11 protein-coding genes are annotated in these 14,192 nt (G+C 70.7%); 6 read left to right on the top strand and 5 right to left on the bottom strand.

Annotated features, from left to right (window positions below):
- Positions 1-24: 24 nt before the first annotated feature.
- Together KYK13_RS19115 and KYK13_RS19110 are read right to left on the bottom strand one after the other, a co-directional pair.
- Positions 25-540 carry a hypothetical protein gene (locus tag KYK13_RS19115; RefSeq protein WP_223646221.1) on the bottom strand — a complete coding sequence of 172 codons (516 nt, stop codon included), beginning with the start codon at positions 538-540 and terminating at the stop codon, positions 25-27.
- Positions 528-2,030, bottom strand: coding sequence for a glucan biosynthesis protein (locus KYK13_RS19110; RefSeq protein ID WP_370645425.1), 1,503 nt, complete (start codon positions 2,028-2,030; stop codon positions 528-530). Before KYK13_RS19110 ends, KYK13_RS19115 begins: the two co-directional genes overlap by 13 nt.
- 548 nt (positions 2,031-2,578) lie before the next feature.
- Here KYK13_RS19110 and KYK13_RS19105 point away from each other — a divergent pair.
- The 4 genes from KYK13_RS19105 to KYK13_RS19090 all read left to right on the top strand — a co-directional run bounded on the left by KYK13_RS19105 (position 2,579) and on the right by KYK13_RS19090 (position 7,968).
- Positions 2,579-4,036 carry a DEAD/DEAH box helicase gene (locus KYK13_RS19105; RefSeq protein WP_223646212.1) on the top strand — a complete coding sequence of 486 codons (1,458 nt, stop codon included), beginning with the start codon at positions 2,579-2,581 and terminating at the stop codon, positions 4,034-4,036.
- A 229-nt stretch (positions 4,037-4,265) separates the two neighbouring features.
- Entirely contained in the window at positions 4,266-6,260 is a 1,995-nt protein-coding gene (locus KYK13_RS19100) for a serine/threonine-protein kinase (protein WP_223646210.1), read from the top strand.
- Between the two features lie 53 nt (positions 6,261-6,313).
- Positions 6,314-7,135: a hypothetical protein gene (locus KYK13_RS19095; protein ID WP_223646206.1), complete on the top strand. Its 822-nt coding sequence runs from the start codon at positions 6,314-6,316 to the stop codon at positions 7,133-7,135.
- 11 nt (positions 7,136-7,146) lie between these two features.
- Positions 7,147-7,968 carry a hypothetical protein gene (locus KYK13_RS19090; RefSeq protein WP_223646204.1) on the top strand — a complete coding sequence of 274 codons (822 nt, stop codon included), beginning with the start codon at positions 7,147-7,149 and terminating at the stop codon, positions 7,966-7,968.
- A 10-nt stretch (positions 7,969-7,978) separates the two neighbouring features.
- Here the strand turns inward: KYK13_RS19090 and KYK13_RS19085 are convergent, their stop codons facing one another.
- Together KYK13_RS19085 and KYK13_RS19080 are read right to left on the bottom strand one after the other, a co-directional pair.
- The gene (locus KYK13_RS19085) at positions 7,979-8,947 is read right to left on the bottom strand and encodes a 3-oxoacyl-ACP synthase III family protein (RefSeq protein ID WP_223646202.1); all 969 of its coding nucleotides are present in this window, start codon (positions 8,945-8,947) and stop codon (positions 7,979-7,981) included.
- A gap of 11 nt (positions 8,948-8,958) precedes the next feature.
- Positions 8,959-10,878, bottom strand: a complete 1,920-nt coding sequence (locus KYK13_RS19080) for a thiamine pyrophosphate-binding protein (protein WP_223646200.1) — start codon at positions 10,876-10,878, stop codon at positions 8,959-8,961.
- Between the two features lie 391 nt (positions 10,879-11,269).
- Between KYK13_RS19080 and KYK13_RS19075 the strand changes: the two genes are divergently transcribed.
- Both KYK13_RS19075 and KYK13_RS19070 read left to right on the top strand, forming a co-directional pair.
- Complete coding sequence (locus KYK13_RS19075; protein WP_223646198.1) at positions 11,270-11,683, top strand: hypothetical protein; 414 nt, start codon at positions 11,270-11,272, stop codon at positions 11,681-11,683.
- Between the two features lie 285 nt (positions 11,684-11,968).
- Entirely contained in the window at positions 11,969-13,564 is a 1,596-nt protein-coding gene (locus KYK13_RS19070) for a hypothetical protein (RefSeq protein ID WP_223646196.1), read from the top strand.
- A gap of 10 nt (positions 13,565-13,574) precedes the next feature.
- Here KYK13_RS19070 and KYK13_RS19065 read toward each other — a convergent pair whose 3' ends face one another.
- The gene (locus KYK13_RS19065; protein WP_223646194.1) at positions 13,575-14,153 is read right to left on the bottom strand and encodes a GNAT family N-acetyltransferase; all 579 of its coding nucleotides are present in this window, start codon (positions 14,151-14,153) and stop codon (positions 13,575-13,577) included.
- Between the last annotated feature and the right edge of the window lie 39 nt (positions 14,154-14,192).

Here is a 14,192-nt window from a genome sequence, read left to right as displayed (position 1 = left end):
TTCGCTGTGTGCGTGGCGCCGCGCCTAGCGCGACGGCGACACGCCAGCCTGGCTGGTGGCGGGACGCAGCCAGCGGCGCAGCATGTCCATGAAGGGATTGAGCACGAGCTGCTGCTCGCGCATCTGGCAGGGCACCTCCGCCGGGGCGGACATGGGCACTGCTTCACACACCGCCCGGCGCCAGGCCTCCGGCAGCGACGACGGAGCGCGCATCAGCACGTCCGAGCCCCAGCGCGCGCCGCCCACCAGCACGAACGCGGCCCGGCCCCGCACCAGCAGGGACGGCCCCACGTGCGCCGGACCCAGCACCTCCGCCAGCCACCCCTCCACCCGCCACCGCGCGAGCGCCAGCGCCGCCTCCGGAGACAGGGACATCTCGCGCGTGCCCAGGACCCAGCCCGCCAGCTTCTCCAGGTCGGCGCGGCCGGTGAAGCCGAAGTCCTGGAAGAAGCCCACCAGCGCGGCGCGGGTGTCCGCGCGGGGCTCCTGGGGCATCGCCGGGGCGAAGGAGATGAACGGGTGCGTGGTTACGGAATCCACAGATAACTCCAGGTTTCGGTGAGGGTCTCGGAACCGCGTTTCAGGAAGCAGCGCAGCTCGACGGGGCCTTCTCCGTCGGGCATGAGCTCGAAGGCCGCGCGGAAGCCACCGGAGACCGCGTGGACCTCCGCGCGCGGGTGCAGCACCTGCCCGCGAGAAGCGGTGACGACCGCCTCCACCGGGCCCGCGCCCTCGCTGCTGGCCTTCGTGAAGTCGAGGACGAAGCGGCGCGCCCCCGGCTTGCTGCCCGCCGCGATGCGCGTCGCCGCGACGGTGGAACCTCCGGCCTTCACGCCCTCGGGGGAAAAGCCCCAGGACAGCCGGTAGGAGAAGCGAAGCTGCGCACCCGCCTGCACCGGTGCATCCGGAACCCAGAAGGCCACGATGTTGTCGTGGATCTCCTCGCGGGTCGGAATCTCCACGAGCCGCACGGAGCCCGCGCCCCAGTCCCCCACCGGCTCCACCCAGGCGCCCGGACGGCGCTCGTAGCGCGCCTCCAGGTCCTCGTAGCTGGTGAACGCCTGGTCGCGCTGCAGCAGGCCGAAGCCGGACAGCCCATCCGTGTGGAAGCTGCTCATCTCCAGCTGCTTCGGGTTCTTCAGGGGGCGCCACAGCTTCTCGCCGTTCTTCATCCACACGGAGATGCCGTCGGAGTCGTGCACCTCCGGGCGGAAGTCGTCGAAGTCGCCCGGGTCGTTCTCCCCGAAGAGGAACATGCTGGTCAGCGGCGCGATGCCCAGCTGCCGCACCGCCTTGCGCGCGAACACCGTCGCGTCCACGTCCATCACCGTCCGCTCACCCGGGTGGATGGCGAAGCGGTACGCGCCCGTGACGCTGGGGCTGTCCATCAGCGCGTGCACCACCACCGCGTCGGAGCCCCTGGCCGGCGTCTCCAGCCAGAACTCGCGGAACGTGGGGAACTCCTCCCCCCCCGGCTGCGCCGTGTCGATGGCGAGCCCGCGCGCGGACAGACCGTACAGGTTGCCCTTGCCGAGCGCGCGGAAGTAGCTGGCGCCCAGGAACACCGCCAGCTCGTCGTAGTAGTCCGGCGTGTTGAGCGGCGCGTTGATGCGGAAGCCCGCGAAGCCGTTCACCTTGCCCTTGGGCGGCGTGCCCACCAGGGGGCCGTAGGTGAACTGCTCCGTGGAGAAAGGCACCGGGCGCGCCTTGCCGCCCTCCACCACGTTCACGCCTACCGGACGCGTGTAATAGAAGCCCGGGTGGAAGAACTGCGCGCGGAAGGGCAGCCCCTCCGCGCGCCACAGCGACGCGGCGTCACGGAAGCGGATGTCCCGGTACTGGTCGTAGGTGATCTTCTCGAAGGACGGGGGCACGCCGATGGGCGGCTCCTGGTACGGCTTCGCCGCCAGCGCGCGCGCCTTCTCCTCCACCGTCGCCGCGGAGAACCCGGAGGCCTTTGACACGGTCCCCGCCTTGGGCTGCTGGGCACACGCCAGCGCCGCCACGCACAGCCCGAACCCCCAGGCCATCCCCACCGTCTGTCGCTGCCACCGCTTCAAGTCCCGCTCCGTCCAGGGGCCCACCGCCCGCGCCAGAACGGCGCGACGCGGCAAAGGCTAGCAACGGTTGTGCCAAGCGGCAGTGGCCGGGAATTTTCCCAATTATTCCAACAGGCTACCCAAGGCAGGCGCGGCGCAGATTGTTGCGACACCAATGATTTAGATGGCTTGAGAGGGCGCCCAGAGAGGGGGCTAGCAGGACCTGGATTGGGGGGTTGTGGACGATGGGGACAGGCGGCCAACAGCCCTGTCCGAAATCTCCACAGCGGCGAGGGGCAGGCAGGCGGGGAGGATTTCCCGGGACATTGGCCCCCATTGCAGGCAGTGTGGCCGGGCCCTGGGGGGCGCCGGGAATCCGCCCGGCGACCCAGGGGTTCCAATTCGTTCGCAGGTGCCTCGGGCTGTTTCTTGGCCTGACCGCGTACCGCCAGGCGCCCCCGTCATATCGCGGGAGGGCGCGCTGCGCGGTCGGTCCCCCGCCGGAGGGGGAGTGCGCCGACCCTCTCATTCGGGATTTCATGACTTTCGACGATCTGCAGTTGACCGATTCGCTCCTCAAGGCCGTCAAGGCGGAGGGCTACACCACGCCGACGCCCATCCAGGCGAAGGCGATTCCCCATGCCCTGCTGGGCAAGGACGTGTTGGGCGTGGCCCAGACGGGCACGGGCAAGACGGCGGCGTTCGCGCTGCCCATCCTCCAGCGGCTGTCCGCGAAGGCCCCCGCGGGCGGTGCGCGTCCGGTGCGCTGCCTGGTGTTGACGCCCACGCGCGAGCTGGCCAGCCAGGTGAGTGACAGCTTCGCCACCTATGGCAAGCATTTGCCCTTGCGCCACGCGGTGGTGTTTGGCGGCGTGGGGCAGAACCCGCAGGTCCAGGCGCTGCGCCAGGGCGTGGACATCCTGGTGGCGACGCCGGGGCGCCTGTTGGACCTCATCGACCAGGGCTTCGTGACGCTGCGCGCGCTGGAAGTGTTCGTGCTGGATGAGGCGGACCGCATGCTGGACATGGGGTTCATCCACGACGTGCGGCGGGTCATCAAGGTGCTGCCGCAGGTGCGCCAGACGCTGTTCTTCAGCGCGACGCTGCCGCCGGACATCATGGACCTGGCGCGCAACATCCTGAAGGAGCCGGTGCGCGTGGAGGTGACGCCCGCGTCCAGCACCGCGGAGACGGTGAGCCAGCAGGTGTACTTCGTGGAGCGCGAGGAGAAGCGCGCGCTGCTCACACACCTCCTGAAGGACGCGACAGCGATCCCCCGTGCGCTGGTGTTCACGCGCACGAAGCACGGCGCCAACCGCGTGGCCAAGCAGCTCACGGCGGCGGGCGTGCGCGCGGACGCCATCCACGGCAACAAGAGCCAGAACGCCCGCGAGCGCGCGCTGGACGAGTTCCGCGCCGGCACCCTGCGCGTGCTGGTGGCCACGGACATCGCGGCGCGCGGCATCGACATCGACGGGCTGTCGCACGTGTTCAACTACGACCTGCCCAACGTGCCGGAGCAGTACGTGCACCGCATCGGTCGCACGGGCCGCGCGGGCGCCAGCGGCCAGGCCGTGTCCTTCTGCGACTCCGAGGAGCGCGCGTACCTGCGCGACATCGAGCGCACCATCCGCCGCAGCGTGCCGGTGGTGGCGGACGCCGCGTTCCGCTCGCAGCTGCCCCCTCCCCTGCCTGGTGACGTGGAGGAGAGCCGTCCTCCGATGAACCGCGGTGGCCGGGGCCCGTCGCGCGGCAACGGCGGCGGTGGTGGTGGTCAGCGCCGCGGTGGACGCGGAGGCCGTGGTGGTGGTGGTGGTGGCGGCGGTCAGGGCCGTGCGAACGGTGGCCCGCCGCGTCAGGCCAGCGGCGGCGGCAATGCCCAGGCGCCGCGCGGCGGTGGCCAGGGGCGCCCGCAGCAGGCCCGGCCCGCGGTGGCCTCGCCCGCGGCGGCGCCGAGCTCGCCTCCGCCCCGGCGTCAGATGTCCAAGTGGGGCTGAAGGCCGTCATTCCGGGGTGATCGCGGCTGTGCGCGCCGCGCCTCTTCCGGGTGAGCAGGGCTGAGGTTCATGACGCCCGGGTCCTCCTTCGAGGGTCCGGGCGTTCGACCGTCCGGGGTCTGGAGCGCGAGGGCCGGGCTCGCGCCCTGGCGGATGGGGCGTGGTAGCGTTGCGCCGTGTTTCACGGTGGTGCTTCGCACCCATTTGTCATCAGGACACGCCTTCTTCCATGACGCGCACGGCTGACGGTGAGCTGCACATCGATTCGGTCCTCCGGAATACCTACAAAGTCGTCTCCGTGCTGGGGCGGGGCGGCATGGGTTCGGTGTTCCTGGCCCAGCATCTGCGACTTCCAGGCAAGCAGGTCGCGGTGAAGGTGCTGCGGGTGGGCGACCACGTGGGGCCGGAGCTCCACGTGCGCTTCCGGCGCGAGGCGGAGATCGCCTCGCGGCTGGGACACCCGAACATCGTGGAGGTGCTGGACTTCGACACGCTGGAGGACGGCAGTCCGTTCCTGGTTCTGGAGTACCTGCGCGGGGAGAGCCTCGCGGACCGGCTGCGGCGCGGGCGGCTGACGCTGGAGGAGGTGTTCTCCTTCACGCGGCAGATGGGGTCGGCGCTGCAGGCGGCGCATCGCGCGGGCATCGTCCACCGCGACCTGAAGCCCGCGAACATCTTCCTGGTGCCCACGGACTCCGGCGGCGTGGTGGGCGAGCGCGTGAAGCTGCTCGACTTCGGCATCTCCAAGGTCATGTCGTCGGAGACGCTCCAGACGCAGGAGGCGGTGCTCATCGGCACGCCGCAGTACATGTCGCCGGAGCAGGCGCAGGGGATGAACAGCCGCATCGACGCGCGGACGGACCTGTTCGCGCTGGGCGGCATCGTGTTCGAGATGATCTCCGGGATGACGCCCTTCGGTGGCGGGTCGCTCGCGCAGATCATCTACCGCGTGGTGCACGAGCCGCCGGTGTCGCTCACCACGCTGATGCCGGAGCTGCCGCCGAACGTGCCGAGGGCGGTGTCGCGGGCATTGGAGAAGAACCCGGATCACCGGCATCCGGACGTCGCGTCCTTCATCGCGGAGCTCACGGGGATGACGCTCCAGTCGCTGCCGGAGACCGAGGAGCAGATCGCGGCCCGGACGCTCGGGCGCGCGAAGCGTCCGTCAGGGGTCGCCCTCCCCTCCGTGGCGCCCAGCGATGAGGACGCATTGGGCGCCACGATGGCGCCGTCGAACAAGGGACCTGGGACGGGGCGCTTTGGCGCGGATGCGTTGGCGGCGTCGGATGACATCGGCTTCGACGCGACGATGGCGCCCCGGGCAAGCGGCACGGTCCCATTCGGACAGCAGCCGCAGGTGGCGGGCGGCACCATGGGCTTCGGCGCCACGCAGATGCCCGGGAGCGGCATGGGGAGCTCCGGCGTGGCGCTGCCTGCGCCCGGGAGTGTCCCCGCGCGGATGCCTGGGAGCATGGGCGGACAGCAGGCCGCGCCGGGCTACGGCACGGGTCAGCACGGGATGCCGGGCAGTTTCGCGGGGGCAGTCGTCCCACCCGGGCAGCCGATGGCTCCGGTGAGCGTCGCGGGTCAGCCCGGGATGCCCGGGCCGATGACGATGCCGGTGGCCCCGCCAAAGTCGCGCGTGCTTCCCATCGCGGGCGCCGCGGCGCTGATCCTCGGGGCCGTGGGGCTCGGATGGTGGCTGCGGCCTCCGCCGCCCGTCTCGCCCCCGCCCGTCGCCGTGAACACCGCCACGCCCCCTGTAACCCCGACGACGGCCGCGCCCCCCACCGCGCCGCCGCCCACCGTCGCACAGACGCGGACGACGCCTCCTGTCGCGGTGACGACCGGCACGGATACGCCAGCGAAGGTCGCCGCCACGGAGCAGACCCATACGGCCTCGGGCAAGATGCCCCCACGGCCGGGCAGCAAGACGCCGTCGTCGCGCATCCCGCTCAAGCCCACCGACGCTCTCGCGATCACCAAGCTGGCGGACGCCCAGGCCGCCGCGGCACGGGACGACGTGGCCACCGCGGTCCGCATGGCCCAGCAGAGCTACGCGGCCCAGGACAACCTGGCCGCGCACCACCTGGCCATCCAGCTCCGCTGCGCGACAGGGGACCTCGCCAACGTCCGCTCGGAAGCGGCGAAGATCTCCCCATCGGAGCTGACACCGCGGCTCATCGCCGAGTGTCAGACCCATGATATCGACTTGAAGCGTTGAGCAGACACCGCCCGGCCGAATGACCTCGGCCGGGTGAGGGGGATACATCCAACATGAAATGCATCGTCGCCGTGGCCGTGCTGGCCACCGTCCTGGGCACCCTGCCCGCCCATGCCGCGCCGCCCGTTCCCGTCGAAGCCGGCAAGGTCTTCGTAGGCCCTCAGGGAGAGCTGGTCGCGGTCGTGCCGCTCGTGCCCCGCGAGCAGAACAAGTTCCTCCTGCGCATCCAGGGCACGGGCTCCGTGCTGGACAACCTGGTCCTCCCCTACGTGGTGAAGGACTGGAGCAGCATCGGCACCCTGCGCCAGAACTACACCACCCAGTGGCACGGCAAGGACTACTCGCCGCTCGTCGTCGTGGGCACGCGCACGGAGCTGTACTTCCCCGGCCGCTCCGGAAACGGCATCGTGGTCGAGTACGACGAGGCGCGCTCCCAGAAGCTCAAGCCGGAGGAGGTCTACGCCCAGCACCAGCAGCAGACCCAGAGCGGCCAGCTCGCGAAGCTGATGGCCTTCGACCGCAAGGCGGAGGAGGCCATCCACGACACCGCCTACACGGAAGCGCTCCAGGCGCTGAACACCACCTGCGGCACCTCCGTGGCGGGCGCCATCGACTGGACCACCGTCACCGAGCCCTTCCTCAAGGCCCAGGACATCAAGCGCTACTGCGCCTTCCCCCTCGCGGCCCTGAAGGCCATGTGTGGCGACTCCGAGGAGGCCCGCCGCACCGTGAAGGCCCGCATCCAGCGCATGGACTGCCGCTTCGGCGACGCACTGGAGCCCGCGCTGCAGGGCGAGCGCTTCGTGTGGACCACGACCCCGGAGGCCTCCAACCAGCAGAAGGCCGCCACCCGCTACTTCAAGAAGCACCTCTAGGCCCGCGCACCATGCTCATCCAACACATCCTCCCCGTGGCCATGCTTCTGACCGCCAGCCCCGCCGCCGTCGAACCGCCGTGGGGCAAGGCGGAGAACCTGGGCCAGCGCATGCTCCTGGAGGCCACCGCCGTCTGCACCGACGGCCGGGGGCACTACGTCGTCTCCGTGCCCCGCGAGGACACCGACGAACGGGATGACCAGCTCTACTACGGCGACGGCAAGTCCCTGGTGGAGGTGCCCCGGCCCAAGGGCCGCGGCCTGCCCGCCACCACGTTCCTGGACCCACGCTTCTTCAACCCCACCGCCATCGCGGACTACGACGGCGTGGACCTGCGCGTGCACTCGCAGCTGAACGTGGACACGAAGGAGCGCACCTGTTCGCTGCGCTGCGGCGAGCGCAAGGCGGCGCTGGAGATGCTCCCTGGCACGGAGGCGCGCGAGCTGTTGCGCAAGGCCACCTTCGTGCCCAACCCGCAGAAGTTCGTCCCCCACGCGCTGCTGCGCGACTCGGAGGGCACGTACTACTACGTGGACAAGGGCTTCACGCCCGCGGACGCACGCAACTTCCGTGTGTTCATCGGGCCCCGGGGCAACCTGAAGCCCCAGAAGATGACCAACGTGGTGTCGGACTCCGAGGGCGAGATCTTCACCACCAAGCTGGGCCAGCTGCGGCTCGTCATCGACCGCGCGCAGAAGCCCATGTGGATCGAGAAGGCGCGCAAGGAGGTGGAGCTGCGCAACGTCCCGGTGGAGCAGAACCTGCCCCTCATCTACAACGAGCTGGGCGTCTACACGGGCATCCGGCTGGGCACGCCCTGCGACGACCAGTAGCCCGCGTCCCTCAGACGCGCACCAGGACCGCCATCTGGTGCGCGCCGATGCCCAGGCCGACCATCACCAGGTACTTCGTGCGCAGCTGCCGGTGGAACCGCGCCAGCGTCACCGGGATGGACGCGTGCACCATGTTTCCGTAGTCCGCGAACGTATCCACGTACTCGCGCGGACGGATGGCCTCGGCCCAGTGGTCCATCAGCTTGCGCGTGGCCTGGTGCGAGATCAGCGTCACGTCCTCGCGCGACACGCCGTTCTTCGCGAGCAGCCGCTCCACCAGCCTCGGCGGCCCGTTCATCCCGGAGGACAGGAACGCCTTCACGCCCGAGCCGGGCGCCAGGCAGTACGTCGGGTGATCCACCCCCGCCTCCGGACGGGAGCGCATCGTCATCGCGCCGTACTCGTCGCTGAACGTGTCCGCCGCCCAGTCCACCAGCACGAGCGTGTCGCCCGGGCCCACCACCGCCGCCCCCGCGCCGTCCCCGATGCCAATGGCGTGGCCCTGCGTGTAGTCCATGTTGCGCGTCCACGCCGCGCCCACTGTCACCAGCGCGTGCCGGATGCTGCCCGCGCGCAGCGCCTCCCACGCCAGCACCACGCCCATCAGGAAGTTCACGAAGTCCGCCTGCACCGGAACCACCAGCGCACCCTGTGACAGGCCCAGCTCCTGGTGCACCGCGTACAGCGCGTTGGGCGTGATGTACTCCGACACGGAGAGGTAGCCGTAGAGCCGGTCCACGTCCGCGGCGGTCAACCCCGCGTCCTGGAGCGCCGCCTGCCCCGCCTTCGCGGTGAGCGACGCCAGGGACTCGCCGGGCTCCATCTCACGGCGCTCGCGGTTGCCGTAGAAGAGGGCGATCTCGCCTCCCCCTTCACGGGCGGCGCGGCGCAGCGGTTCGAAGAGCGGATGGTCGTTGCCCCGGACGCGGGCGGGCACCGCGGCACCCGCCCCCAGCAACGCGAAGGATGCGTGAGACATGGGGCGTGCGACTACTTGCCGTCGGACGCCACCGCCGCGAAGCGGTCGCCGTACGGGGGCACTTCCCGGTAGTCGATGTGCGCCACGATGACCTGCGGCTGGCCCGTCTCGTCCGCGCGGCGGAGCACCTCCGGCAACAGCGCGTCCAGCTGACCCGGGCCGTTCACCGTGTAGGCGCGCGCGCCCATGGACTCCGCGAAGCGCTCCAGGTCCGGGTTGCCCAGGCCGTAGAACTCGTCCTCCAGCGGGCAGGTGCGATCCTGCATGTGCTCGGCGTGGTTCACCATGCCCAGCGCGTTGTCGTTGAGCACGATCGTCACGGTGCCCACGCGGTGGCGCGCCGCGGTCAGCATCTCCACGCCGTTCATCACGAACGCGCCGTCGCCCACCAGCGCCACCGCCGCGCGCTCCGGACGGCCCAGCTTGCCGCCGATGACGGCGCCACAGGACCAGCCCATGGACGTCAGCCCCGTCGGGTAGAAGATGCGGGCGGGCGGCGCCACGTGAAGCAGGTGGGAGGACCACCCCGTGCAGTTGCCGATGTCGATGTACAGGTCCATGTCCGCGGACAGGTGCTTGTCCAGCTCCGCCAGCAGCTGCTGCGGCTTGACCATGCCCTCGGCCTCGGGCGCGCTCACGTGGGGCGCGGGCTCCTGGAGCGCCAGCACCTGGGCCCAGCGCTCACGCACGCGCGCGCCGCTGGACGGGCCAATCATCTGTCCCAGCTCCGCCAGGCCCACCACCACCGACGCCGCGTCCGCCACGATGGGCAGGCGCACCGGGAACAGCTGGCCCACGTTCGCTGCGTCCGCGTCCACCTGGATGACGTGGTGGATGGACTGGAAGTACTTGCTGAAGCTGCGGCTGGCCCACTCGCCCAGGCGGCTGCCCAGCACCAGCAGCACGTCCACGCCCTCGCGCAGGTACGCCTCCACGCGCCGGCTGCCGCCCAGGCCCACCACGCCCAGGCACAGGGGCTCGCGCTCGGAGTACAGGCCCTTGCCGCGCAGGCTGGTCGTCACCGGGATGCCGTGCTGGGTGACGAAGGCGTTGAACTCCTCCGCGTGCTTCTCCAGCGCGCCGCGGGCGCCCGCGCCCAGCAGGATGAGCGGGCGGCGCGCGGTGCGCAGCAAGGCGAAGGCCGCGCGCAGGTCCTCGAAGGGCGCGTTGGACGGACGGGCCTGGAAGGCGCCGCGCCGGGTGGGCACCGAGGCGCGCTTGATGGGCGTGCGGGCCACGTTGGTGGGGATGCTCAGGTGGGTGGCGCAGCCGGGCAGTCCCTGGGAGGTGCGCATCGCGCGCTGGAGCAGGCGCGGCAGGCTCTGCGCGTCCACCACCGCGGAGGACAGGGACGTGCACTGGCGGAACATCTCCACCGTGTTCACGCCGTGCGTACTGTTGCTCTCCTGCATCGCGAACAGGCCGATGCGCTCCGTGGACACGTTGCCGCTGATGGTGAGCAGGGGCACGCCGTCCAGGTGCGCGGAGGCGACGCCCGTCAGCGCGTTCGTCGCGCCCGGGCCCGCCGTCACCATGCACACGCCCAGCTTGCCGGTGGCGCGGGCGTAGCCGTCCGCCATGAAGGCCGCGCCGCCCTCGTGCGACGCAATGATGAAGCGGATGCTCCGGTGCTTGCGCAGCGCCTGCTGGAAGGGCGCCAGGTTGCCGCCGGGGATGCCGAACACCGCTTCGACCTCCTCGGCCTCCAGGTGCTCGAGCACGCAGTCGGCGACCGTCAGGTCCTCCACCGTCTTGAAGCCCCGGGCGCTGGTGTCCCCGTACATGGGGATGGGGTCCCCCTGGCGCGCCTCCCTGCCGTCGAGCCCCTCCGCCGGAGTCACCGCGTCGCCGCGGATGACGTTGACGGGCAGCTCCGGGAGTCCCGAGGTCGAAGCGGCCAGGTGGAGCTCGGCGAGAGACGAGGTCGACATCGGAAGCTTCTCCAGGTGCCCCGGGTCCTGGCCGACTCGAACTCCACTTCGAGTCACAGGCACCGGGTCGGGGTCACCTCCGGCGCCCACACAGTCTTGTGAGCCAAGTGCACAAATGCAGTTACTTCCTACCCGAGCAGGAGAGCGGTGTGAAGTAAAATTTAGCGGAATTTTCGTACCCCGCTGTATTCTCACAGTTCAGGACAGACAACCCCGCCCGGATACTTCTGTCTTACAAGTTTCACTGGGAGGGCAGGTTTCGCGCGCGCGTGCGGTGATGCACCTACCGTGGATCCACGGCCCCTCTGAGTTGGGCTAGGCTGGAGGTGCGCCCGCGCTCCCTTGTTCCAGAGGAGGCGCCCGCGTCCGACGAATCAACGTGGGGGTTGTCATGATCGAGAATCTGCGGACGGAGTACGGCTTCCGGATCAATGCACCTGGCTACATCCAGCTTCCTGAGATCACCGCGTGGTTCAATGACCTGAAGGCGAAGGTCTCGGTGAAGCGGGGTCGCCCCTTCGGGTTGGTGGTGGACATCCGCAGCCAGCGCGCGAATCCGCCGGAGACCCAGGACGTCATCAAGCAGGCAATGGTGTGGCTGCGGCAGAACGGCATGGTGCGCTCCGCGGTGGTGCTCGACAGCACGGTGGCGCGGCTGATGATGGTGCGCATGTCCAAGGCGAGCGGCGTCTACGAATACGAGCGCTACATCGACGCGTCGAAGGAGGCGGACTGGGAGCACAAGGCGATCGACTGGGTCGTCAACGGGACCGAGCCTTCGAAGGAAGAGGACGCGGCGGCCTGAGCGCTCCACCTGGGTGAAGGCGGTGGCCCCTCGTGAAGGGCCCACCGCCTCCCCTGCCCGGTCGGGCACGCTGTCTCCCCCGCTACCCTCCAGGTCCTGTCCGTGATTCCCGGGTCCCCGCGGACGCCAGGCTGGTGCAGGGCGGTCCTGATCCTCCTCGTCGGAGTGCTGGGTTTGCGGTGCGCCTCGCCGCCACGTCACCGTTCCGTGACGAGGACCTCCCCCTCAGCGACCTCCTCCCCTGCCCCCACCGCGCGGGGGGTGCGGGTGCGCGTGTACGCGGACATGGACCACCGTGCCCGGAGCCTCCATTGGGAGCGCGGCTTCGCGGCGTGGCTCGAGCGCGCGAGCGACGCGGTGCGCGGGCCCCTTGCCGTATCATTCGAGCTGGAATCCGCGAGGGCGTGGGACCGGCGCGGTTCAGACGGCCCGCTGGAGCCGGTGCTGGAGGCGCTGGAGTCGGTGGACGCGGGCGAGGACGTGGACCTCGTCATCGGCCTGGTGGCTGCGCCCACGTCCTTCAGCGGCGCGCAGCACGAGCTGGGCTTCGCGCGCGTGCTGGGGCGTCACTGCGTGCTGCGCGGCCTGGGCGGCGAGTTGCCGGTGGAGGCTCGGCAGCGGCTGGAGGTCGCGGTCCTGCTGCACGAGTGGGCCCACACCCTGGGCGCGCCGCACGTGCGCGACGGGCGCGGATGGATGTCGCCGAAGTACGACGCGGGCCAGACGGGGTTCGATGCGCGGACGCTCGGACTGCTGGCCGCGGGGCTCCGTCATCTGCCCGGAGCGCGCGTGGAGCTGGAGCCCCAGAAGGCGTGGGCCCGGGAGCTGCGCGCGGCGGTGGAGACCATGGTCGGCCCCGCATGGGAGGGCCCCGAGCGGGACTTCCTGCTCGAATGGACGGAGCGCGTGCGCACCTCCAGCGTCGTGCTGGGGCCGGAGGGCACTCCACGCTCACTGACGCCGTTGGAACGGCAGCGGCTGGCGGAGGTCATCGCCCTGGACAAGGCGGGCCGGCCGGAGCTGGCCGCGGAGCTCCTGGAGCCGCTGGCGGTGCGGCATCCGAGGGACGAGCGCGTGCAGTTGCTGGCGTGCTACCTCGCGGTGCACCTCACCCCGGGGTTGGACGCCACGCGTGAGCGCTGCGAGCGGGCCATCGAGCGGTTTCCGCGAGAGCCCTCGCTGCGAATGAACGTCGCGCTGCTCCACCTTCACGCGGGCCGCATCGACGAAGCGAGGGCCAGCCTGGTGGCGGCGAGGCAGAACCTGGAGGCCCGGGCGGAGGTGGAGCCCGCGCAATGGGCGGACCTGGCGGGCCTCTTCCTGCGTGCCCACTGCGTGACGTGGGCGGAGCAGACCGCGGCCCGTGCTCCGGGACTTGCGGCGTCCGCGGCGGTGCTGGAACAGGCGGCCCGGCTCCGGAGGCAGGTGGCGCTACCGGCCGTGTCCGAAGTGGCTCCCGCGAGAGAAGCAGTCCTGGTGCGCGCGGTGTCGGACGTCGAGGCGCTGTTGCATGCCGGCTCCTCGGGGCCCGCGCGTGAACGCATCACCGAGCTGGCGCAGGCGTTCCCGGGGAGCCCGTCCGTCACGCTCCTTCAATGCGAGCTGCACCTGCTCCAGGGGCACCTGGGCTCCGCGCGCAAGGCCTGCGAGCAGGTGCTCGCTTTCCGGGAGGACGCGGTGCAGGCCCACCTGCTGCTGGGCGTGCTGGCGACGAACACCCGTGCGCATGCGAATGCACGCAAGCACCTGGAGCGGGTCATCGCCCTGGAGCCATCGCGCACGGAGGCCTGGCACCTGCTCGCGCGCGAATACCGGGGCACCCGTCAGCTCAAGACGCTCCAGGTCCGCTACCGCGAGCAGTTCGCGCGCGACCTTCCGTGAGCCTCGCGTCCTACGTCGCGAGGGAAGCACGCCAGGCGTCTTCGAGCAGCGCGAGCAGGATGATGTCGTTGAACCCGCCCCCGTTCGCGTCGACCTGGTAGCCGCGCAACACGCCCTCCTGCTGGAAACCCGCGCGGGTCAGCGCCTTGAACGACGCGCTGTTGCGCACGTTCACCATGCCCTCGATGCGGTGCAGGTTCAGGTGCTCGAAGCCGAAGCGGAGCAGCGCGGGCAGGACTCCCGTCATCACGCGCTGGCCCCACAGCGCGCGCCCCACCATGTAGCCCACCTCCGCGCGGCGGTCCTTCTGGCTCCAGTTGAAGAGCGTCAGGTAGCCCGCGGGAGCCGGATCGTCATCCCGCGACAGCACCCAGCGGATGCCCTTGCCCTGGCGCATCGCCTCCAGGTCGCCAGTCAGCTTCTGGACCAGCGTCTCCCGGAGCACGGGCACCGTGAAGTTGAGGCTCCGCGCCACGTCCGGGTTCGAGTACAGCGCGATCACTCCGTCCATGTCCTCGGGGGTGAGGACGCGCACCCGGAACGGCGGGGGAACGACGGGCAGCGGCAGCGTGACGTAGGACATGGACATGCGGAGCAGGCCCCCTGCGGTAGGGACAGGAGCACCCTA

The organism is Corallococcus sp. EGB (assembly GCF_019968905.1).
Classification (GTDB): Bacteria; Myxococcota; Myxococcia; order Myxococcales; family Myxococcaceae; genus Corallococcus.
Note: the sequence above shows the minus strand (reverse complement) of the source record. Positions and strands in the feature narration are given on the sequence as shown.